Annotated in this window: 19 protein-coding genes; 9 read left to right on the top strand and 10 right to left on the bottom strand. The window is 65.1% G+C overall.

Annotated features, from left to right (window positions below; genetic code table 11):
* The first annotated feature begins 19 nt into the window (after positions 1 to 19).
* Together ACVIHF_RS26245 and ACVIHF_RS26240 are read left to right on the top strand one after the other, a co-directional pair.
* Positions 20 to 904, top strand: a complete 885-nt coding sequence (locus ACVIHF_RS26245; protein ID WP_456792774.1) for a TPM domain-containing protein — start codon at positions 20 to 22, stop codon at positions 902 to 904.
* A gap of 2 nt (positions 905 to 906) precedes the next feature.
* On the top strand, positions 907 to 1,401 hold the full coding sequence (locus tag ACVIHF_RS26240; RefSeq protein ID WP_456792773.1) for a TPM domain-containing protein: 495 nt from the start codon (positions 907 to 909) through the stop codon (positions 1,399 to 1,401).
* Positions 1,402 to 1,533: 132 nt separating this feature from the next.
* On the opposite strand, the gene ACVIHF_RS26235 is transcribed toward ACVIHF_RS26240, so the two are convergent.
* The 3 genes from ACVIHF_RS26235 to ACVIHF_RS26225 form a co-directional block, all read right to left on the bottom strand.
* Positions 1,534 to 2,148, bottom strand: coding sequence for a glutathione S-transferase family protein (locus tag ACVIHF_RS26235; RefSeq protein ID WP_253607263.1), 615 nt, complete (start codon positions 2,146 to 2,148; stop codon positions 1,534 to 1,536).
* A gap of 139 nt (positions 2,149 to 2,287) precedes the next feature.
* Positions 2,288 to 3,097, bottom strand: a complete 810-nt coding sequence (locus ACVIHF_RS26230; protein ID WP_028334939.1) for an MBL fold metallo-hydrolase — start codon at positions 3,095 to 3,097, stop codon at positions 2,288 to 2,290.
* Positions 3,094 to 3,468, bottom strand: a complete 375-nt coding sequence (locus ACVIHF_RS26225; RefSeq protein WP_018273297.1) for a Crp/Fnr family transcriptional regulator — start codon at positions 3,466 to 3,468, stop codon at positions 3,094 to 3,096. Before ACVIHF_RS26225 ends, ACVIHF_RS26230 begins: the two co-directional genes overlap by 4 nt.
* Before the next feature lie 204 nt (positions 3,469 to 3,672).
* Between ACVIHF_RS26225 and ACVIHF_RS26220 the strand changes: the two genes are divergently transcribed.
* From ACVIHF_RS26220 to ACVIHF_RS26205, 4 genes are all read left to right on the top strand, one after another.
* Positions 3,673 to 4,746 (top strand): hypothetical protein, encoded by a 1,074-nt coding sequence (locus ACVIHF_RS26220; protein WP_456792772.1) that lies wholly within the window; start codon positions 3,673 to 3,675, stop codon positions 4,744 to 4,746.
* A gap of 77 nt (positions 4,747 to 4,823) precedes the next feature.
* Entirely contained in the window at positions 4,824 to 5,906 is a 1,083-nt protein-coding gene (locus tag ACVIHF_RS26215) for an IS630 family transposase (protein ID WP_253604297.1), read from the top strand.
* A 225-nt stretch (positions 5,907 to 6,131) separates the two neighbouring features.
* Positions 6,132 to 7,679, top strand: a complete 1,548-nt coding sequence (locus tag ACVIHF_RS26210) for a hypothetical protein (RefSeq protein WP_456792771.1) — start codon at positions 6,132 to 6,134, stop codon at positions 7,677 to 7,679.
* 98 nt (positions 7,680 to 7,777) lie between these two features.
* A complete protein-coding gene (locus ACVIHF_RS26205) occupies positions 7,778 to 7,951 on the top strand; it encodes a hypothetical protein (RefSeq protein ID WP_456792770.1) in 174 nt (57 codons plus the stop codon).
* 145 nt (positions 7,952 to 8,096) lie between these two features.
* On the opposite strand, the gene ACVIHF_RS26200 is transcribed toward ACVIHF_RS26205, so the two are convergent.
* Together ACVIHF_RS26200 and putA are read right to left on the bottom strand one after the other, a co-directional pair.
* Positions 8,097 to 9,302, bottom strand: coding sequence for a CaiB/BaiF CoA transferase family protein (locus ACVIHF_RS26200; protein WP_225646481.1), 1,206 nt, complete (start codon positions 9,300 to 9,302; stop codon positions 8,097 to 8,099).
* Positions 9,303 to 9,473: 171 nt separating this feature from the next.
* The gene (putA, locus tag ACVIHF_RS26195) at positions 9,474 to 12,482 is read right to left on the bottom strand and encodes a bifunctional proline dehydrogenase/L-glutamate gamma-semialdehyde dehydrogenase PutA (protein ID WP_456792769.1); all 3,009 of its coding nucleotides are present in this window, start codon (positions 12,480 to 12,482) and stop codon (positions 9,474 to 9,476) included.
* A gap of 114 nt (positions 12,483 to 12,596) precedes the next feature.
* On the opposite strand from putA, the gene ACVIHF_RS26190 reads away from it, so the two are divergent.
* From ACVIHF_RS26190 to ACVIHF_RS26180, 3 genes are all read left to right on the top strand, one after another.
* Positions 12,597 to 13,061: an Lrp/AsnC ligand binding domain-containing protein gene (locus ACVIHF_RS26190; protein ID WP_018273295.1), complete on the top strand. Its 465-nt coding sequence runs from the start codon at positions 12,597 to 12,599 to the stop codon at positions 13,059 to 13,061.
* A gap of 119 nt (positions 13,062 to 13,180) precedes the next feature.
* Entirely contained in the window at positions 13,181 to 13,804 is a 624-nt protein-coding gene (locus tag ACVIHF_RS26185; RefSeq protein WP_456794124.1) for a hypothetical protein, read from the top strand.
* 209 nt (positions 13,805 to 14,013) lie between these two features.
* Positions 14,014 to 16,089, top strand: coding sequence for a tetratricopeptide repeat protein (locus tag ACVIHF_RS26180; protein ID WP_456792768.1), 2,076 nt, complete (start codon positions 14,014 to 14,016; stop codon positions 16,087 to 16,089).
* A 213-nt stretch (positions 16,090 to 16,302) separates the two neighbouring features.
* On the opposite strand, the gene ACVIHF_RS26175 is transcribed toward ACVIHF_RS26180, so the two are convergent.
* The 5 genes from ACVIHF_RS26175 to ACVIHF_RS26155 form a co-directional block, all read right to left on the bottom strand.
* Positions 16,303 to 16,503: a cold-shock protein gene (locus ACVIHF_RS26175; protein ID WP_057019268.1), complete on the bottom strand. Its 201-nt coding sequence runs from the start codon at positions 16,501 to 16,503 to the stop codon at positions 16,303 to 16,305.
* 283 nt (positions 16,504 to 16,786) lie between these two features.
* Complete coding sequence (gene sorB, locus ACVIHF_RS26170) at positions 16,787 to 17,098, bottom strand: SorB family sulfite dehydrogenase c-type cytochrome subunit (protein ID WP_050386875.1); 312 nt, start codon at positions 17,096 to 17,098, stop codon at positions 16,787 to 16,789.
* Positions 17,099 to 17,109: 11 nt separating this feature from the next.
* On the bottom strand, positions 17,110 to 18,309 hold the full coding sequence (gene sorA / locus ACVIHF_RS26165) for a SorA family sulfite dehydrogenase catalytic subunit (protein ID WP_456792767.1): 1,200 nt from the start codon (positions 18,307 to 18,309) through the stop codon (positions 17,110 to 17,112).
* A gap of 208 nt (positions 18,310 to 18,517) precedes the next feature.
* A complete protein-coding gene (locus tag ACVIHF_RS26160) occupies positions 18,518 to 18,745 on the bottom strand; it encodes a hypothetical protein (protein ID WP_229192994.1) in 228 nt (75 codons plus the stop codon).
* A gap of 163 nt (positions 18,746 to 18,908) precedes the next feature.
* Positions 18,909 to 20,654, bottom strand: coding sequence for an adenylate/guanylate cyclase domain-containing protein (locus tag ACVIHF_RS26155; RefSeq protein ID WP_375166685.1), 1,746 nt, complete (start codon positions 20,652 to 20,654; stop codon positions 18,909 to 18,911).
* Between the last annotated feature and the right edge of the window lie 97 nt (positions 20,655 to 20,751).

Genomic DNA, 20,751 nt, shown 5'->3' with positions numbered 1-20,751 from the left:
GCCGGGTGCGCGCATCGCGATGACCGCCGCACGCGTCATCCTGCTCGCCTTCCTGCTGGGCTTCGTGTGCCCGGCATGGGCCGAGGTCGCGGTGCCTCCGCTCACCGGCCGCGTCGTCGACCAGACCGGGACGCTGTCGGCGAGCGCTGTCGCCTCGCTCACCGACCGGCTGAAGGATCTGGAAGCCCGCAAGGGCAGCCAGATCGCGGTCTTGATCGTGCCGACCACGGGCGAGGAAACCATCGAGCAGTTCTCGATCCGCGTGGCCGAGGCCTGGAAGATCGGGCGCAAGAAGGTCGACGACGGTGCGCTCCTAGTCGTCGCCAAGAACGACCGGCACTTGCGCATCGAGGTCGGCTATGGCCTCGAAGGCGTGCTGAGCGATGCCGTCACCCATCGCATCATCGACGAAGACATCACGCCGAAATTTAAGGCCGGCGATTTCGCCGGCGGCATCTCGGCCGGCGTCGACCGGATGATCCGCCTGATCAATGGCGAGCAATTGCCGGCGCCGGAGCCCGAGCATTGGCAAGGGCCGAACCTGGTCGACTTCGCCAATCCGGTGACAATCTTTATCGTCATCATCGTGGCCGGCGTGTTGCGCGGGATACTGGGGCGGTTGTTGGGCTCGGTCGCGACCGGCGGTGTCGTCGGCGTCTTCACCTGGATGGTAGCCGGCTCGCTCGCCACGGCGCTGGTGGTCGGTCTGTTCGCCGCCGTCGCGGCGCTGATCTTCGGCGGATTGAACTTCGGCGGTCCGACGGCAGGCTCGGGACCGTACCGGCGCGGCGGCGGCTGGTCCGGCGGCGGGGGCTGGAGCAGCGGCTCGAGCTCGAGCGATAGCGGCGGCTTCAGTGGCGGAGGCGGCAGCTTCGGCGGCGGCGGCGCCTCGGGGAGCTGGTAGGCATGGGCATCAAGCGCATCGGCAAGCATCTGCTCGAGCACCGCTGGCGGGTGCGGCGTGATTTTCCGCCGCACGTGCTCGACGCCATCGAGCGAGCGATCAAGGCCGGCGAGGCCACTCATTCCGGCCAGATCCGTTTCGTCGTCGAGGGCGCGCTCGACGGTGTGCCGCTGTTCCGCAATCAGCCGGCGCGGGAGCGCGCGCTCGACGTGTTCTCGCATTTGCGGATCTGGGACACCGATCACAACAATGGCGTCCTGATCTATCTGTTGCTCGCCGACCGCGACGTCGAGATCGTCGCCGACCGCGGCATCGACGCGAAGGTCGGCCATGCCGGCTGGGAGGCGATCTGCCGCACGATGGAAACGGACTTTCGGGCAGGCCAGTTCGAGCAGGGCGTGATCAAGGGGATCGAGGCGGTGTCGTGCGAGCTGGCAAAGCATTTCCCGGCTCCCGCCGGCCCGAATGAGCTGCCGGACAAGCCGGTGGTGATTTGAGTTCGTCATTCCGGGGCGATGCGAGAGCATCGACCCTCAGATGCGCAATCGCGCATCGGGGAATCCAGAGGTAATGGCTTGAGATTCCGGGTTCGCGCTACGCGCGCCCCGGAATGACGGTAGAGAGAGCGTCTACGCCTTCACCGATGGCCGCGCGCCGACGCGGTTGAACCAGGCGACGATGTTGGCGTTCGACTGGTCCAGCGGCTGGCCGACCTGGTTGCCGAAATCGAGCCAGCAATAGAGCAGCATGTCGGCGAGCGTGAAGCGCTTGCCGCAGATGTAGTCGCGGCCGTCGGCCATCTGGTCGTCAAGCCATTTGATGCGGTTGGCGGCGATCATCTTCAGGCCGGGCGAGGCTTCGGGCGCAACGGGAATGCGCTTTTCGAAGAATTTCAGCGCTTCGCCGAAGCGGTAACCGTTGGCGAGCGGCTCGGCGATGTTGAGATCGACGCGGCGTGTCCACATCCGGCATTCCGCGCGCTCTTCCGGCGTGGTGCCGATCATCGCCGGCGAGGGGTGCTTCTCCTCGAGATATTCGCAGATCGCCGTGATCTCGGAGAGGTAGTTGCCACAGTCGAGCTCGAGTGCCGGCATCTGGCCGTGCGGATTGCGCTTCAGGTGTTCCGTCTCGCGGTTCTCGCCCTTGCGCAGGTCGACGGTCTGTTTGGGTATCTCGATGCCCTTCTCCACCATGAACATGCGCACGATGCGCGGATTGGGTCCGATCGAGTCGTAAAGCTTCATGATCCTCGCTCCCTGTTTCTTCAACGTTGTTGTTGCCGCTGTTGAACAGGCCGGGCGCGGATTTGTCAAATGTGAAGGCGCTCGGTCGCCCGAACGTCATTGCGACCCGTTGGCTCGCAACGACGGGGAGGAACTGAGCTCAATCGTCGAGCTTGTTGAGGTCGCGCACCGACTGCATGATCGGCTCGAAATTCGAGCGCGCATCGAGTGCATCGAACAGTTGCGCGGTGTCCTCGAGCAGGCCGTGCGAGCGCTGCAGCGCGATCCGGACATCGTCCTGCGGCGTGTCGGACAGCCGGCCATGTCCTGACAGCAGGATCTTCGAGTTGAGGCCCTTCAGCCGCTCCAGCGACTGGATATAGTCGGCGATCGAGCCGGAGCCGAACACGCCGCCCATCACGCCGCCGGGCATCAGCGTGTCGGCGGCGAACAGCAGGCCCTTGTCTTGGTCGAACAGCGTGATGCAGGCCGAGGTGTGGCCGGGCGTGTACATCACGTTGAGGCGGAAATTGCCGAGGTCGATCAGGTTGCCTTCCTCGAGCCAGATGTCGATATCGATCGGCACGTTCGGCTCGTTGAACATCTTGCGCAGCATCGAGAAATCGTCGCGCAGCATGATCTTGTTGGCGGCGAGCCGGTGCGCGGCGATGTAGGCGCTGCCGTGGAAATGGTACGCCGCGCCGATGTGGTCGAGATGCTCATGGCTCAGCACCACCATGTCGATCATCTCGGGCGTCACCCCGAGATGGTTGAGACAGGCGACGAGCGACGGATAATTGCTCGACAGTCCGACGTCGATCATGATGGTCCGCTTGCTGCCGCGCACCAGATAGGCGTTCGCCGCACGGTTCTTGAAGCGGATCTGATAGACGTCGTCGGCGGCCTGGATCAGCGTTGCGACCTCGGCGTCGAACAGCGTCTTGAACGGGCTTGGCTTGCGGTCGCTCATGGGGTTGCCGCCGTCCGGTAAGTGACCGCGTTGGATGCGCGCAGGCGCTTCGAGAGCGCATCCATCACCATCAGCGCGAACGCCGGCTGCTGGCTGACCAGATAGACGAAGCGGGCGTGGTTGATCCGCATCACCCGCGTTGCGGGCGCGGAGGCGATGGCGGTCGCCGAGCGCGCCGAGCCGTCGATCACGGCCATCTCGCCGAAGAACTCGCCCTTGCCGAGGCTGACGATAACAGTCTTGTTTCCGCGATCGATCTTGGCGATGTCGACCTTGCCGTCGAGCACGACAAACAGCTCGCGGCCGGTCGAGCCTTCCTCAAAGATGACGTCATCGACACCAAATTCCTTGATGCATTTCTCGATCGTCATGGTGCTCTCCTGCCTTCTGGCTGGAAGATGACGGTATGTTAATCGGGAAAGCGCCGCGCGCAAACGGAAGCGGCGCAGATTGCCGCAGGGCAGCATCGCCCAAATCCGGCCCGGAAAACTCCCTAAAATTTAGGTAATGGCGGAGCGGGGTAACCATTTCGCAAGCAATAAAAGTTACCGAATTGTCAACCTAGTCTGGAGACTTTGAACGTGAGTGAGCAGCAGAGCGAGCCGGTCAGCGGTCAAACCGGCGCCGAAATGGCGGCGAAAAGCGAGCCCGTGATGGCCGCGACCGGTGTCGAAGCTCCCCGGCTTGCGCCCGAGCAGGAAGAGACGTCGCCAAAGGCGGACGCGCCCCGGATGGACGCTCCCAAGGTTGAACCCTCGAAGGTTGAACCGCCCAAGATCGAGCCCAAGATCGAGTCCATGATCGAGCCGAAGGTCGAGGCCAAGGTCGAGCCGACCAATATGGACGTGCCCAGGGTCGCGACCGGCAAGCGGGAAGAGCCGCATTTTCCGGGCAAGCTGATGATCATGGCGCCGGGTGACCGCACCTGGGACCATGAGGCGACGGCATCCAGGCCAGGCGCCGAACAGGCGGCCAAGGCGGCAGGCAAGCCGGCCGGCACGCGCCGGATCGGGGCGATGGCCGCGGTGATCGCTCTGGCGACCGTGGCCGGCGCCATCGGCGGTGCGCTCGCGACCGCGGGGCTCGGCCACCTTGCCGCCCCCGCCGCTGCTTCCGTCAGGGATGTGGCTGCCAAGGACGCCGCCGCCAACAAGGAAGCGGCCGATGCCGCGCTCGCCCGGATCGAATCCGAGGTCGCCGCGCTGAAGGCCAGCGTCGAGCAGACCGCCAAGGCCGGCCAGGCCCAGTTCAGTAAGGCCAGCGACCGGATCGAGAAGGTCGAGAAGGCCCAGGCCGAGCCGATGGCCAAGCTCAACAAGCTCAGCGAGGCGGTCGACAAGCTCCGCGCCGCGCCGCAGACCACCGTCGCCGCGGCGACGCCCGCCCGCGAGGTCACGGGCTCGATCACCCCGGCGACTGCCGCGGCGGCGCCGGCCGCCCCCAGGCCAGAGGTCGGCCGCCTGCCGGTGGTCGACGGCTGGTCGCTGCGCGACGTCGGCAATGGCGGCGCGCTGATCGAGGGCCGCGGCGGCATCTACGAGGTTTACGCCGGCGACCCCGTCCCGGGCCTCGGCCGTGTCGACGCCATCCGCAAGCAGGATGGCCGTTGGGTGGTCGTCACCAGCAAGGGCCTGATCGTTTCGCGCTAGTGTCCTGAATCAAAAGTTCGGCGGACTCCAAATCGACTCGATGATAGCGGACTCTCCTGATTTGGGGAGGATTGGCGATGGGTCGGCGCTTTGCTCCGCTGGAGCTTGATGAGGTGGAACGTGCTGAGTTGACATCGTTGGCGTCGCGTCGAAGCACTGCTCAGGCGTTGGCACTGCGGGCTCGGATCGTCCTGGCCTGTGCTGAGGGCGAGCAGAGCAAGGTCGTGGCGGCCCGTTTGGCTGTCGATCCCGACACGGTCGGCAAATGGCGGCGGCGGTTCTCCGAGCATCGGCTTGAAGGTCTTTGGGACGAGCCGCGATCGGGGACGCCACGCACGATTGAGGATGCCCGGATCGAGGCGGTGATCGTTCGCACCCTTGAGACCCAGCCTCCCGGGGCCACCCACTGGAGTTCGCGCAGCATGGCGCGGGCCAGCGGGCTGTCAGTCTCAACAGTACAGCGTATATGGCGCGCTTTCGGCTTGCAGCCGCATCGGTTGGAGACCTTCAAGCTCTCAACCGACCCCGACTTCGTCGCCAAGGTTCGCGACATCGTCGGCCTTTACGTAGCTCCGCCCGAGCGCGCCATCGTACTGTGTGTCGATGAGAAGTCGCAAATCCAGGCGCTGGATCGCAGCCAGCCCATGCTGCCCATGCGACCTGGCCAGCCGGCGCGCCGTAGTCACGACTACAAACGCCATGGCGTCACCTCGCTGTTTGCCGCCCTCGACGTCGCAACCGGCCGGGTCATTGGCAAATGCTATGGACGCCATCGTGCCAAAGAGTTCCGCAAGTTTCTCGATGAGATCGAAGCTGCGGTTCCAGACGATCTGGACGTCCACCTCGTCATGGACAATTACGCAACCCACAAGACGCCGTTGATCCGCAACTGGCTGGCAAAGAGGCCGCGCTGGCACGTCCACCTGACGCCAACCAGTTCATCCTGGCTCAATCAGGTCGAACGCTTCTTTGCACTCATCACCGAGCGTAAGATTAGGCGCGGCATCTATCGCAGTGTGGCGGCGCTACGGGCCGAGATTGCCTCCTTCATCGACCATCACAACGCTGACCCAATGCCGTTCCGATGGACCAAATCAGCTGACGACATTCTCGGCTCAATCGAACGCTTCTGCGCTTACAATCTGCCCGCCAAGGCATAAAATGCCATGAACTTTTGGTTCAGGACACTAGAGCATTTTCGGTTCTGACTGAATCAGAACCGAAGCTCCAGCTCGTCGTTTGGACGCGTTTTCTTCACGCGAACCGGGGTCCACTTCGCTCGAAAACGCTATGATCTCCGCAACACGACAACACCAAGGCGCTTCACCACGATGTGAAGCGCCTTTTTTCTTGAATAGGGTTTGCCGCGCGGTGTTAGTGGGGGCATGAGCCGCGCGCTGAAATGCCTTCTGGTGATGTCCGTTCTGCTCTGCGGCGCCGCGCCTGGACGTGCCGCCGAGGATCGCGCGCTCGAGCGCGGCGCGGCGGTTATCGATCCCGCCACCCTGCGCGAGCTCGACCACGGCCGCTTCAGCCTCGGCCGGATGCTCGCCCCAGAGCGTTCCGCCGACACGCCGCTGTCCAACCGCGGTCTGTTCGGGCTCGCCGCGATGGTTCCGGTGCGCGAGGCGCTGGATCGCGAGTTCGATCGCTACGTCGCAAAGCATAAGGCAAGCCTGCCGAATGAGAGCATTGGCGTCGGCGACGGCTTTGCGTTTCAGCTGTTCGATCGCGCGCTGCTTGAATCCCCCGACGTCCGCTTCGTGCTGTCAGGCATCGTCAACCGCATGGACCGCGCCTATGTGGCGCCGAAAGATTGCGGCGAGATCCGGCTGATCTACCGGCTGACCCGTACCGATGTGCCGCCGATCGGCGAGAACGCGGTGTCGCAACGGCTGCCGATGACGCTGAACCTCGTGCTGAAGGCGAAGGGCGACGGCAACGACGCATCGCTCGGCTGCCGCGAAATCGCGCGGCGCTGGCTCGCGACCGGCAGCGCGCCGCCGGCGATAGAGAAGTTGCTCGGCAAGGATGGTCCGCTCGCCCTGATCGATGCGCGCAATATCGATCGTATCGAGACCAATCTGCAGATCGCGCACGCGCCGAAATCCGCGGTGCGCGATTTCCGCACTGACTATCTGCTCAAAGTGTTCGATTATGACGGCGCGGCAAAGCGCTTTGCCGAAGCGCCGCTGGAGAACCAGATCGATCGCGACCGCATTTTGGCGGACGGGGCACTGAGGCGCGACTTCAAGGCGTGGCTGCTTGACCCCAAGCATTTTGCCGAGCTCGATCGCGGCACCTTGCTGATCCCCGATCGCTTCCTCGCGACCGTAGCGGTCGCGCCGACGCCGACCGGTTTCGATGTCAGCGAGCTGGAGCCCGAATTCGGCATGGTGCAGGGCGAGGGCACGGCCGGCAATGCGGTGTTCTCGGATGATGACGTCGTCGGCGCCCTGCAGAAGGCTGCGGCCGACGGAACGAAGCTGCAGAACATCCAGTCGCTGGCCGGCTTCGAGCGGCGCCTCAACGATGTCACCTGCGCGGGCTGCCACCAGACCCGCGGCATCGGCGGCTTCCATTTCCCCGGCGTCGACTGGATGGCGGCAAAGCCGTCGAACTCCACCGTGGTGCCGGCCTCGCCGCATTTCTTCGGCGACCAGCCTCGCCGCCGCGATATCCTCGCAAGCTTCCGCGACGGCAAGGCGCCGGACTTTTCGCGCGGCTTCTCCAACCGGCCGCAGCAGCGCGGCAGCGCGGAACTTGCCGGCACCGAATATAGCGACGGCTGGGGCGCGCATTGCTATCTGCCGGGCGCGAGGCCCGCCGAGACCGACCGCAGCTTCCGCGGCTGGACCTGCGCCGACGGCCTTGCCTGCCAGGTGGCCGGGAAGGCCTCGCGCATCGGCATGTGCTTCGTGAAGGGCCGGTGATTTCCGCCGGAACCGGAGCGGCTGCGCGTCATTATTCGATGCTACATTCCACGTCGCGACCATGCCCCGAACAGCCAGCCTTGAGCGGAGACCGGCCGATGAGTGCTCCCGAGGACGACAAGCAGCGCGACCGCGAGATTGCGGCCAACGAGGCCGAGCGTCAGGCGGTCAGCGCCGTCCGCGTCAGCAGCTGGGCGATCGGGCTCGCGGTCATCCTCGGCATCATCGTTGTGGTCCTGGTCTGGGCCTGGATGAAAAAGATAGCTTCCTAGGCGTTGGATGCCTGCGATGGAATGCTCGCTGACCTCGTAGCCCGGATGGAGCGAAGCGAAATCCGGGATTGCGTGATCCGATTGCGAGACTTGTCCCGGATTTCGCTTCGCTCCATCCGGGCCACTCACGAAGGTGGTTAGTTCGCTACGCCACCGCGCCCGACGCGCGCAGCTTCTGGATCGTGGCCTCGTCGTAGCCGGCCTGGCGCAGGATCTCGTCGGAATGCTCGCCGACCTCGGGCGGTTTGCGCGGCTGCACCTTCCTCGCGCCGTCGATGAAGATCGGGCTGTTGACGGTCAGCATGGTGTCGTTCTCGAAGCGCACCAGCACCTCGTTCTCGATCATCTGCTTGTCGTTCGGGATGTCGTCGAGGATGCCGACGACGCCGAACACGAGACCGTTGCCGTCGAGGATCTTGCGCCATTCGGCGAGGTCCTTGCCGGCGAACACCTCGTCGAAGATCTTGATCAACTCGACCGAGCGCGCGTGGCGGTCCGCCTTGGTGGCGAAGCGGGCATCGGCGACGAGGTCCTCGCGGCCCATGCAGCGCGCCAGCGTCGGCCATTGCCGGTCTTCGTTGAGCAGCGACAGGATCAGCCAGCGGCCGTCCTTGCACTTATAGTGGTTGGTGACCGCGTTCAGCGCCTCTTCGCGCGGCTTGCGCTTCTTGAACTTGGCGCCGGCGAGCTTGGCCTGCGCCAGCACGCCATTGGCCCAGACGCCGTTGGCCATCAGATTGGTCGAGACGTGCGAGCCCTTGCCGGTCTTCTCGCGCTGGAACAGCGCGGTGACGATCGCGCCGTAGAACGCCATCGCGCAGGGGTGATCGCCCATGCCGGCGACGGAACGGGCCGGCGTGGTCTCCTCGTCGGCGCGCACCAGATCCATCAGGCCGGAGCGGGCCCAATAGGCGTTGGAGTCGAAGCCGGGCTTGTTGGCCTCTTCGCCCTTCTCGCCATAGCCGGTGAAGGACGCGTAGATCAGCCGGTCGTTGAGATGGGCAAGATGGTCGTAGGTGATGCCGAGCTTTGCGCGCACCTGCGGCGGCATGTTGGTGATGAACACGTCGGCCTCGGCGACGAGCTTGTACAGCACCTGCTGCGCGTCAGGCTTGGTGAGGTCGAGCGCGAGGCTCTTCTTGTTGCGGGCCTCCAGCATCCACGCGAAATTGTGCTCGCTCGATGGATAGCCGGGCAGATTGGGCAGATTGCGATAGGGATCGCCGGCGCCGGGCGGCTCGATCTTGATGACGTCGGCGCCGAAGTCGGACAGCACGGTGGCGGCCGCGGGTGCCGCGATGAAGCTCGCGCAGTCCAGGACCTTGAGCCCGTCAAAAATGCCTTTTTCCATCGTGCCGTCGCTCCCGTGGCGCTTGTTGGTGTTTTTCCGGTAGCTGGAATTATCGCAAGCAATGATCCCGATCGGACCGCCATTTGACCCATCTGGGGGGCACGATGCAACCAAGTCATTCCGGACCTGGCGCCCATGCACCATGCCGGAATGACATGTCGGTGATGAGTATTACTCCACCCCCGCCATCAGCGCCGCATTGCCGCCCGCGGCGGCGGTGTTGATGGTGATCGTCTGCTCGGTGGCGAAGCGCGCGAGGTAATGCGGGCCGCCGGCCTTGGGGCCGGTGCCGGACAGGCCGCTGCCGCCGAACGGCTGCACGCCGACCACCGCGCCGATCATGTTGCGGTTGACATAGATATTGCCGACCTGGAGGCGGTCGATCACGTGCTCGATCGTGTCGTCGATGCGGGAATGGATGCCGAGCGTCAGCCCGAACCCGGTCGCCTCGATCGCACTCAGCACCTCGCCGAGCTTGTCGGCGCGGTAGCGCACCACATGCAGGATCGGGCCGAACACCTCTTCCTTCAATTGCCCGGCCGCCGACAGTTCGAAGATGTGCGGCGCGACGAAATTGCCTGATGGCGCCTCGCCGGCGAGATGCACGCGCGCCTCCTGCTTCATTTGCGCGATATGCGCATCGAGCCGCTGCTTGGCGTCGGCATCGATCACCGGTCCGATATGCGTCGACGGTTCGGAGGGATCGCCGATCTTCAATTCGCGCGCGGCGCCCGCGATCATCTCGATCATGCGGTCGGCGACGTCGTCCTGCACGAACAACAGCCGCAGCGCCGAGCAGCGCTGGCCGGCGGAGCGGAACGCCGAGGTCACGACGTCATCGGCGACCTGCTCCGGGAGCGCGGTGGCGTCGACGATCATGGCATTGATGCCGCCGGTTTCCGCGATCAGCGGCACGATCGGGCCGTCCTTGGCGGCGAGCGTGCGGTTGATCGACCGCGCGACCTCCGTCGAGCCGGTGAAGACGACCCCGGCGATGGTGGGATGCGCCACCAGCGCGGCGCCGACCGCGCCGTCGCCCTGGATCAGATGCAGCGCCGATGGCGGCACGCCGGCCTGATGCAGCATGGCAACGGCTTCGGCTGCGATGCGCGGCGTCTGCTCGGCCGGCTTTGCGATCACCGCATTGCCCGCCATCAATGCCGCCGTCACCTGGCCGAGGAAGATCGCGAGCGGGAAATTCCACGGCGAGATCGCGACGAACGCGCCGCGGCCGTGCAGCTCCAGCACATTGCTTTCGCCGGTCGGGCCCGGCATCGTCTCGCCTTCGCCGAACAGCTTTTGCCCCAGCGCGGCATAGTAGCGGCAGAAGTCGATCGCCTCGCGCACTTCCGATAGCGCGTCGTCGAGCGTCTTGCCGCCCTCGCTTTGCAGCAGAGCGAGGAAATGGGCGCGGCGCTGCTCGAGCAGCTCCGCGGCCTTGTCCAGGATCGCCGCACGTTTTGTGGCCGGCGTAGCGTTCCAGGCCTTGAAGCCGCGGCGCGCCGCGGCAACGGCGGCATTCGCCTGCTCGGTGGTTGATGGCGTGACGGAAGGCGAAGCCTTCCGTTCGGCCGCGATCGCTGACGTCAGCGCGCCGAGCGCCTTGCGTTCGCCGAATTCGATGCCGTGCGAGTTCTCGCGCTGCGGCCAATAAAGCTCGGCCGGCAACAGAATCGCGGAGTGCGACGCCTTGTCGTCGGTGCCGACGATCTCGGCCGGGCGGCGCAGCAGGTCCACGATGGACACGCGATTGTCGGCGGCCAGCGCCACGAAGGACGAGTTGGCGCCGTTCTCGAGCAGCCGCCGCACCAGATAGGCGAGCAGGTCGCGGTGGCTGCCGACCGGCGCATAGGTGCGGTGGGCGATCTCGGGCCTGTCCTCGCCGAGCTGGGCGTAGAGCGCTTCGCCCATGCCGTGCAGCCGCTGGAATTCGAAGCTTGAGGGATCGTCGGCGAGTTCGAGGATGGTCGCGACCGTCAGCGCGTTGTGGGTGGCGAATTGCGGAAACAACCGCGGCCGCAGCGCTAGCAGCTTTCGCGCGCAGGCGACGTAGTTCAGGTCGGTCATCGCCTTGCGGGAGAACACCGGATAGCCGTCGAGCCCGCGCTCCTGCGCGCGCTTGATCTCGGTGTCCCAATAGGCGCCCTTGACCAGGCGCACCATCATCCTGCGATCCAGCGCACGCGTCAGCGCATCGACATAGTCGATGACGTCGGCGGCGCGCTTCTGATAGGCCTGGATTGCGAGGCCAAAGCCGCTCCAGCCGGCGAGCAAGGGGTCGGCGAATGCGGCGGCGATGACGTCGAGCGACAGCTCCAGCCGGTCGGCCTCCTCGGCATCGACGGTGAAGTTGAGGTCGAATGCCTTGGCGCGGCGCGCGAGATCGATCAGCTGCGGCACCAGCTCGGTCATCACCCGCGCGTGGCTCACGGCCTCGAAGCGCGGATGCAGCGCGGAGAGTTTCACCGAGATGCCGGGCCGGTCGGGCAGGGGCTGGTCGCCGGCCGCCTTGCCGATCGCCTCGATCGCGCGGGCGTAGGATTCGAAATAGCGATGGGCATCGTCGGCGGTGCGCGCACCCTCGCCGAGCATGTCGAACGAATAGCGCGAGCCGCGCGCCGTGTGCGATTGCGCGCGCGACAGCGCCGCCTCGATGGTCTCGCCGAGCACGAAATGGCTACCCATCAGCCGCATCGCCTGCCGTGTCGCGGCGCGCACCGCCGGCGCACCGAGTCGCTTCGTCAGCCGCCCGATCGTGCCCTGCGGCGTCTCGCCGGGCTGGATCACGCGGGCCGACATGCCGAGCGCCCAGGCCGAGGCGTTGACCAGGAACGCGCTCGATCTGGTCTCGTGGTTGACGAAGTCACCTTGGCCGAGCTTGTCCTCGATGAACTGGTCGGCGGTGCGCGCGTCCGGTACCCGCAGCAGCGCCTCCGCCAGCACCATCAGCGCCAGCCCTTCCTTGGTCGACAGCGCGAACTCCCGCAGCATGTCCTCGACCCCGCCGAGCGGATCGTCATTGGCCCGAATTGCCTCGATCAGGCGGGTTGCCGCGCGGTCGATCCGTGTCTCCGCCTCAGCGCCAATCCTCGCGTCCTGGCGCAGGCGGGCGGCGATGGCGGCGTCGTCGGGCGCGTAGGGCGCACTGAACGGGGGCGGGAGCGGCGACGGGTCTGGCATGGCGGTTCCTTGAGATTGTGTGGGAACACGTACGCGCTAGTGAACCGTAGTTCGATAGACAAGTTAGCAGATTTGCCTTAGAAAATCAGGATCAGTTCGAGAATTACCGTAGATATGACAGAAATCGACAAGACTGACCGCAAAATCCTCTCGATCCTGCAAGGGGATGGCCGGATTGCCAATGTGGAGTTGGCGGAAAGGATCGGCCTGTCGCCGACCTCGGTCGGCGAACGGCTGAAGCGGCTGCAGCGCGACGGCTTCGTCGAGGGCTATGGCGCGCGGCTCAATCCGCACCGGCTCGGGCTTGGCCTGCTGGTATTTGTCGAAGTGCTGCTCGACAAGACCACGCCCGATGTATTCGAGAAGTTCGCCAGGGCGGTCCAGACCGCGCCGGAAGTGCTCGAGTGTCACATGGTGGCCGGCGGCTTCGACTATCTGGTCAAGGCGCGGGTCGCCAACATGACCGCTTATCGCAGGTTTCTCGGCGAGACCCTGCTGGCGCTGCCGGGCGTGCGCGAGACGCGAACCTACGCGGTGATGGAGGAAGTCAAGCGCGACGCGCCGCTGCCGGTCGGCTGACATGCACGGGCCTGATCCACAGCCATGCTCCGGATGTCTTGGCATTGCGATACACCCGCGATAATCCTTTGGTCGAGTTGGGGCGGTGGTTCATGAAAGACGCTGATCAGCCGATACGAATGAAGCGGGCCGAATTTGCCGGCGCGCTTGCTGTGCTCATGCTGTCGTTGCCGTCGGCCATGCCGGCCCGCGCGGCCGAGCTCAGCTCCGGCATCATGCAGCTCTACACCTCGGTCTCGATCTATCCGCCGTCGGCGACGGGGATGACCGTCTGTTACGGCTTCGTCTGCCGGCGTCGCGAGATGCTCGACTTCAGCGCAGCCGACCGGGCGGCCCTGGCCAAGATCATGGCCACGGGCCGCGCCAATGCCGCCGCCGAACGCGCGGCCGTGCAAAAGGCCGTGATCTGGTTCGACCGGCGCATGGGGCCGATCCTCGGCACCGACAAGCGCGTGGCGAAAGCGGATTTCCGCGCCAACGACGACAAACACAATTATGATTGCTGGGACACGACGCGGAACACGACCAGCCTGATGCTGGTGATGCAGGCGTGGAACCTGTTCAGGTTTCATGACGTTGGGGATCCCCACTACCGCGGATTTTCGTTGGTGCAAACGCCGCACAACACCGCCGTTCTCGTCGAGCGCGCGACCAAGGTGGAATGGGCGGTCGATCTCTGGCCCCGCGGCTATCTGCAACCGCCTGATGTCATGACCGTCGCCAAATGGGTGACGGAAGATTGAACGGCTGAGCGTCGCAGCTGCGCGTTCCGCGCTGTTCCATCCTCATTGATCGCAGGGATAGCGTTCCGCGTGACGCTGGGAACCGAATGCCAGGATTCGAACAATAGCTTCGCACGATATGGTTCCAAGAAATACGTTCAGTGCCGATCACCATAAGAACCAAGTGACGCGTTAACACCGGCAGCATTCGGTCAACCCGAGGCTACCATATGCGTTCACGTTCGATCTGCATTGATGCCGCCTCCCGCGGCGTTCGTTTCCCACAGCTGCTGGCGCTTGCGCTGCTACTTTGGCCCGTGCTCGCCGGTCCGGCCCGCGCGGGCGATGTCGAGGATTGCAGCGGGCCGCCGACGGACAAGGCCGAGGCGGCGTGCTCGGGCATCATCAACGATACCGCACGCTCCACGGAGGACCGCACCAAGGCCTTCACCGGCCACTCGCGATTTGGCATCGCGCGCGGCAAGATCGATCAGGCCCTCAGCGATGCCGATGCAGCGGTGCAGCTGAATGGACAATTCGTGCCGGCGCTGATCGCGCGCGGCTATGTCCAGCAACGCAAGGGCAGCTTGGATCAGGCCCGCGCCGATTTCGATCGCGCGATCGAGCTCGAGCCGAAGAACCCGTTCGGCTTCCTGGCGCGCGGCAATCTGCGCGCCGACCAGCACGCCTGGAGCGATGCGATCTCGGATTACGACCAGGCGATCACGTTGCGGCAGGATCTTCCCGCTGCCCGTGTCGGGCGCGCGCGGGCCTATGTCGAAACCGGACAGCCCGATGCGGCGGTGGCCGACGCCAACACCGCGATTGCCGTCAACGCCGGCACGCCGAATGCATTCTACTGGCGGGGTCAGGCCCATCGCCGCAAGGGCGACATGGATAAAGCGATCGAGGATTTCTCGCGTGCGATCGCGCAGGCGCCGCAGGCCGAGCGCAACGCCTATTTCGCCCGTGCCCAGCTCTACAGCGCCAAGGGTGACTATGCCCGCGCGATTGTCGACTTCGACCGACTGTTGACGGTTCTTCCCGACAACAAGGAGATCCAGCAGCAGCGCCAGCAGGCGGCCACGATGCAGGCCGAACTCGCCAAGGCAGCAGGCGGCACCGCGCCGCCGCAGCTGGCCGCACCGGCTCCAGGCGCGTCGCCGGCGCGGCCAGCCGCGCCGGCGGCGGGTAACCAGCAGGTCGAGCAGGCCAAGCAGCTCGTCGCACAGGGCAACTACGCAGGCGCCGTTGCCAATCTCACCCAGGTGCTGGGCGGCGATCCCCGCAACGAGGCTGCGCTGCGCCTGCGTGCACTGGCCTATTCAAAGCTCGGCCGGTCGGCGGACGCGCGCAACGATCTCAATGCCCTGCTCAAGGTCAAGCCGGACGATCCGCAGCTGCTGGCGGCCCGCGCGCTCAATGCCGCCGGGACGCGGCAGTTCGATCAAGCGATGGCCGACGCCGGCCGTGCCATCACGCTCGATCAGAACAATTCGTTGGCCTATCTGGCGCGTGGCCTCGTCAAGGCCGGCACCGGCAAGGTGCAGGACGCGCTCGCCGACTACGATCATTCGATCTCGCTCAATCCCAAGGAGACGCTCGCTTTCACCGAGCGTGGGCTCGCCCATATCGGCCTCAATCAGCTCGACAAGGCGCTGCTGGATTTCGATCAGGCCCTGGCGCTGGTGCCGACCAATCTGATCGCCAAATCGTGGCGCGGCCTCGCGTTGATGCTCAAGGGCCGCGCAGATGAGGGACTGGTCGATATCGACGCTGTGCTGGAGCGAAGCCCGAACAATCCGACGGCACAGCTCGGCCGCGGGCTCGCGATGCTGACTTCCTCCCAGTACGACCGCGCCATCGCCGCCTTCGACCAGATCATCACGCGGGCGCCCAACGATGCTTTCCCGCATGTGCTGCGTGCCCGGGCCTATCTCGGGCTGAAGAAGCCGGATAACTCGATGAAGGATCTCAACTTCATCCTCTCTGCGCGGCCCGATTATCAGCCGGCGCTGACATTGCGCGGCATCACTTGGTCAGCGTTGCGCAACTACGACAAGGCGGTCGAGGATCTCGACCGGGCGATTGCGCAGAAGGAGACGGTTGAGGGCCTGTTCGCCCGCGCCAAGGCGCATGAGGCGCTCAACCATGTCGACAAGGCGACCGAGGACTTCCGCAAGGCCACGCAGCTCACCCCGTCAAGCGTGTTCGACGTGCTGGCGCAGGCCGAGTCGAAGCGCAAGGTTCAGCAGCTGTCGAAGCGGGTGCCGTGTGGCAACGGCCAGAGCGGCACGTGCCTGTGATGCTGCAATGCGCAGCCGCGCGCTTCCCGGCGCAAAAGGCAATCGTCGGCGCGCGAGCGGTGGCCGCCGAAATAGTTCAACGCCATATAGTTCAACGCCATGGCGCGCGGGCGTCGTGCCCGCCCCGCCGAACGTCACGTTGTCTGGTGTGTGGATCGGCCCCCACTCCCGGATGGCGTCCGAGAGTGCGCCGCCGGATCTGGCGCTGTGACGCTAGACCTTGAGGTTTTCGGCTGACGTCTTGCCGCGATTTGCAATCTCTTCGTATTCAACCGACTGACCTTCGTTGAGGGTCTGAAGGCCAGCCTTCTGAACTGCTGAAATATGAACGAAAATGTCCTTGCCGCCCGATGCGGGCTGGATGAATCCATAACCCTTGGTCGGGTTGAACCACTTCACTGTACCTTTGGGCATTCCAGTCGTCTCCGCGGAATCAATCGAAAACAGACCAGTCGGTCCCCGCAAAAACCGGCTTGTCCGCAACGACAGGATAGCAGTTTGAAAAAAGCTGGGTAGATCAAACGACGGTGTGTTTTTGACCGGAAACAACCCGCTTTGCAGGGGTTTTACGCCGGATTGCCCGTTTCGTGGTCAATTGATGCGCTGCAAAAACGGATCGGTTCCGGTGTACCGAACTGGATCGATCGTCCCGCGCGCTGCCTTTTCGGCCGGCGCGCGGGGATCGACCGGCGGCGTCTCAATAGGTCGCGGAGAGGTATTCGACGATCTTGCCGACGTCGGCTTCGTCGATCGGCGCACCGTAGACCTTGATCATCTTGGTCACCTCGGCCTGCCAAAAATCCTTCTTGAACTTCTCGCCCTGCGGCTGGGTCTTGATGTAGTCGGCCGAGTGGCAGGCGGTGCAGTTGTTTTGCACGACCTCGAGGTTGGGACCCGGCTTGAAGGCCGCGGTCTCCTCGGGGACCGTGTAGTTCACGGGCGCGGCGATGGCGGCGCCGATCGACAGCGCAGCGATCGCGGCGAGGGATGGAAGCAGCTTGCTGGTCATGATGCTTCTCCTCACGCTGCGGTGACGCGCACGGTTTCGACGACGTTGCGCAGATAGCCGGCCGGATTCCACAACGGATCCATCGGCTGGGTGTCGCCGGCATTGTTGGTGGCGCGCACCTTCAGCTCTGCGGGACCGGCCGCGAGCTTCACCGGCAACTTCCATTCGCGGAAGGCGTATTTGCCGAGGTCCTTGCCGAGCTTGGCCGGTGTCCAGCTGTTGCCGCCGTCGGTCGAGACCATCACCTCCTTGATGCCTTTACCGCCGTCGAAGGCGATGCCGCGCAACATGGTGCGGCCGGCCTTCAGCTTGGCGCCGTCGGCAACGCTGGTGATGAACGAGCGCACCGTGAAGCGATTGATCGGGATCGTCGCCTTCGGTGCGGTGCCGGGCTCGACCGCATTGTTCGGCGTATCCGGTATCCGGTAGGCGGACTTCATCCAGAAGCCCTCGAACACGTTGTCGATCACGGTGATCTCGTTGAGGTGCTTCACCCAATAGGTGCCGTAATAGCCGGGCACCACGAGGCGGAGCGGGAAGCCGTTGAGGAACGGCAGGTCCTCGCCGTTCATGCCCCAGGCCAGCATCACCTCGCCGTCGCGTGCGTGGTCGATGTCGAGCGCCTTGACGAAATCCGGCGTCTTGTCGCTGACCGGACCGTCCATGCCATTGAAGGTGACCTGCTTGGCTCCGGCCTGCACGCCGGCCATGTCGAGCACGGTCTTCAGCGGCACGCCGTGCCAGCGCGCGCAGCCCATCGCGCCGTTGCCGAGCTGGCCGCCGGCGACGCGCGGACTGAAGAAGCCGCGGCTGTTGCCGGAGCACTGGTTGACGGCAACGATATCGGTCGCCTTCAGCTTCCTGATGTCCTTCAGCGACAGCTTCAGCGGCTTGTCGACCTTGCCCTTGATCTCCAGCGTGAACTTGTCCGGATCGAGATTGTAGGGGAGGTCGGCGAGGTGATAGCGGACAAAGAACGCATTGTTCGGCGTGATCGGGCCGTCGTTGAAGATCGCAAACGGCGTTTCCAGCTGCGGCGGGCGGGCGGTCAGGCCGATCATCGTGCGCTTTTGCGGGTAGCGCACCAGCGGGCGCTCGCCATTGCCAAAGGGCAGCGTCACGGTGTCGAGGGCGAATGCACCCCTTGATCCCAGCCCCGTCACCAAAGCGGCCAATCCGGCGCGCTTCATCAAGTCTCGTCGATCGAGCATTCCGCTTCCTCCGAAGCTGTTCTGTCGTGAGCCGGTCATCACCAGGCCCAGATTGCCTTGCGCGCCTTCGCATCATGGAATGCGCGCGGTCCAAATGTGGCACCTGACAACCGCGAGTCAATTGAGCTTTCGCAGCGTTGCGTCGCAACAACGAAAAGCCCCGGTCGCGTGGACGACCGGGGCGTTTCCATCCAAGTAGAAGGTTCGATCAGTAGCAGACGTTCACGGTGCGATAGCGATAGCCGTAGGGCGTCAGCACCAGGCGGGTGGCGTAGCAGCCGGAGTCGACGAAGCCGACGGCAATGCCCGGGCCACCCCAGAAGTGATGGTGATGCGGATGCCAGAAGAACGGCTTGGCGGAAGCTGCGGTCGGCGCCAGCGCGGCGACACCGAGGGTTGCGGCAGTGGCGAGAGCGAGCGTGACTTTGCGAAACATGGTCTTCTCCTTCGGGTGCGCGTTGAGCTCTGTCGCGGCGCGGTTGCAGTGTTACCCATCGCCAGTCAGTCGCATCCGGCACCGGGCACGTTCGAGCATCTCTGCTGAACGCACCGTCGGATGTGCGGCAGGTCACATTGGGTTGGAGCGGAGATGAACCAGGTCAGGCCGCGACGGCACGCCGGTCGTCGACCAGCGTCGATAAGAGCTGCGTCTTTTCGACCGTGCGCACGGTCATCGGCTCGTTGCGGCCGCGGATCGCGACCTCCTGCGCCGGCAGGGCATCGTCGGCCAGCCCGGCGGTGACGCGCACCTCGTCCGAGATGATCGCCTCGCAGGCCAGCGCCTTGGTCATGTCCTGCAGCCGTGCCGCGACGTTGACGGCATCGCCGAGCGCCGTGAACACCATGTGGTCGCGATAGCCGATATCGCCGACGATCACCTCGCCGCCATGGATGCCGATGCCGAAGCGGATCGGCTCGCGCAGATCGTGGCTCAGGAACTGGTTCAGCTCGTCGATATGGGTTGCGATCAGCGCCGCCGCGCGCAACGCCTGGCGGCAGGCCACCTGCCGGTCGGTGGCAAGCCCGAACAGCGCCAGCATGCCGTCGCCGATGAACTGGTTGGGCCGCCCGCCGGCTTCCAGCACCGCCTGCGACACCGCGCCGAGGAAGCGGTTGACGATGAACACGGTGTCGAACGGCAGCCGCTTCTCGGCAAGCTGCGTCGAGCCGCGCATGTCGACGAACATGCTGACCAGATAGCGCTCCTGGCCGACCCGTGCCGGATTGGCGGCGTGCGCGTTGGCCGATGTCGTGCTCGGCAGGAACAGCTGGAAGAAATTCAGGTCGGCGGTCGGCCGCAACTGGCAGGCCAGCCGGATCGACGGATCGTCATTGCCGACCCGGTGCAGCACGAAGGCTTCGCGCGGCGAGGGCTCGGGCAATCCGGCGTGGTCGCCGATGATACGGATGCGGCAGGTCGAGCAGCGTGCGCGGCCGCCGCAGACGCTCGCATGCGGCACGTTGTAGCGCAGGCTTGCTTCCAGCACGCTCAATCCCTTCGGTACCCGCAGCGTGCGGCCGTTGCCGTAGGACAGCGCGATCATGCCGCCGCGGCGCTCCAGCAGGGCCCGCGCGCCGCGCGCCAGCAGCACGAGGCCGAGCAGGCCGAGATAGCCGATGGTCAGGCCGTCGGTGATCTTCTCGAGCGTGGTCCCCTGCGCCGCTGTGCCGAGCTTCTGCACCGACAGCTCCTCGCGCCGCCAGTCGGGATCTTGATAATCCGCGACCGTGGCGCGGCCGCCCTGGTAGACGCCGAGCATCGCCAGGGTCGGGATCAGCACGGCTCCGGCGAGCAGGAACGGCGCGGCGCGCTTGAAGAACGGACGCAGCCGCAGCCAGAAATACAGGCCGATGCAGCCATGCACCCAGGCGATCACCAGCACCGCCAGCATCTGCCACAGCCGGTTCGGCGAGGCGATGAAGAAGGTGTACAGCTCCTGGGGGTAGAGCTTCTCGTGCCCGTACAGGGTCTGGCCGAGCCGTACGCCGACGACGTGGGCGACGATCAGCATCGGGATGCTGAGGCCGAGCGTGAGTTGCAGCGGCTCGATCGCCTTCCAGTGGAACTCGCGGCGCTGATAGAGTGCCCAGATGCCGAGCCCGGTATGCACCAGGCAGGCGCTGTAGAACACGATCGCGACCGGCAGGAACTGCCAGAACTCGGTGTGGTAGTAGACCCCGATCGCCAGCGCCTGCGTCGAGATATTGCCGAGCGCGTGGTTGAGGAAATGGCTGGTCAGGTAGGCGAACATGATCGCCCCCGTGACGATGCGGACCTGCCGCAGGCCGATACCGCGGGCCATGTCCTGCAAGTGCTCGCGCGAGGGGGAGGCCATGTGATTCATGATCGGCAAGTCTAGTGGTTAATTCCCGCGCTGAACACCACCGCGGGTCCGGACCAGCCGTGAGAGCGGGCCGCGCGGCACGTTGACACTCCGTTAA

This window comes from Bradyrhizobium sp. USDA 4506 (assembly GCF_054058795.1).
This window is presented reverse-complemented; position numbering and strand designations above follow the sequence as displayed.

Bases quoted from the DNA above. Each gene is read 5' to 3' on its own strand.
- sorA (WP_456792767.1), bottom strand. From the start codon at position 18,309: ATGCTCGATCGACGAGACTTGATGAAGCGCGCCGGATTGGCCGCTTTG.
- ACVIHF_RS26240 (WP_456792773.1), top strand. From the start codon at position 907: ATGGGCATCAAGCGCATCGGCAAGCATCTGCTCGAGCACCGCTGGCGG.
- sorB (WP_050386875.1), bottom strand. From the start codon at position 17,098: ATGACCAGCAAGCTGCTTCCATCCCTCGCCGCGATCGCTGCGCTGTCG.
- ACVIHF_RS26185 (WP_456794124.1), top strand. From the start codon at position 13,181: ATGAAGCGGGCCGAATTTGCCGGCGCGCTTGCTGTGCTCATGCTGTCG.
- ACVIHF_RS26155 (WP_375166685.1), bottom strand. From the start codon at position 20,654: ATGAATCACATGGCCTCCCCCTCGCGCGAGCACTTGCAGGACATGGCC.
- ACVIHF_RS26205 (WP_456792770.1), top strand. From the start codon at position 7,778: ATGAGTGCTCCCGAGGACGACAAGCAGCGCGACCGCGAGATTGCGGCC.
- ACVIHF_RS26160 (WP_229192994.1), bottom strand. From the start codon at position 18,745: ATGTTTCGCAAAGTCACGCTCGCTCTCGCCACTGCCGCAACCCTCGGT.
- ACVIHF_RS26175 (WP_057019268.1), bottom strand. From the start codon at position 16,503: ATGCCCAAAGGTACAGTGAAGTGGTTCAACCCGACCAAGGGTTATGGA.
- putA (WP_456792769.1), bottom strand. From the start codon at position 12,482: ATGCCAGACCCGTCGCCGCTCCCGCCCCCGTTCAGTGCGCCCTACGCG.
- ACVIHF_RS26230 (WP_028334939.1), bottom strand. From the start codon at position 3,097: ATGAGCGACCGCAAGCCAAGCCCGTTCAAGACGCTGTTCGACGCCGAG.
- ACVIHF_RS26235 (WP_253607263.1), bottom strand. From the start codon at position 2,148: ATGAAGCTTTACGACTCGATCGGACCCAATCCGCGCATCGTGCGCATG.
- ACVIHF_RS26210 (WP_456792771.1), top strand. From the start codon at position 6,132: ATGAGCCGCGCGCTGAAATGCCTTCTGGTGATGTCCGTTCTGCTCTGC.
- ACVIHF_RS26180 (WP_456792768.1), top strand. From the start codon at position 14,014: ATGCGTTCACGTTCGATCTGCATTGATGCCGCCTCCCGCGGCGTTCGT.
- ACVIHF_RS26225 (WP_018273297.1), bottom strand. From the start codon at position 3,468: ATGACGATCGAGAAATGCATCAAGGAATTTGGTGTCGATGACGTCATC.
- ACVIHF_RS26245 (WP_456792774.1), top strand. From the start codon at position 20: ATGACCGCCGCACGCGTCATCCTGCTCGCCTTCCTGCTGGGCTTCGTG.
- ACVIHF_RS26215 (WP_253604297.1), top strand. From the start codon at position 4,824: ATGGGTCGGCGCTTTGCTCCGCTGGAGCTTGATGAGGTGGAACGTGCT.
- ACVIHF_RS26200 (WP_225646481.1), bottom strand. From the start codon at position 9,302: ATGGAAAAAGGCATTTTTGACGGGCTCAAGGTCCTGGACTGCGCGAGC.
- ACVIHF_RS26190 (WP_018273295.1), top strand. From the start codon at position 12,597: ATGACAGAAATCGACAAGACTGACCGCAAAATCCTCTCGATCCTGCAA.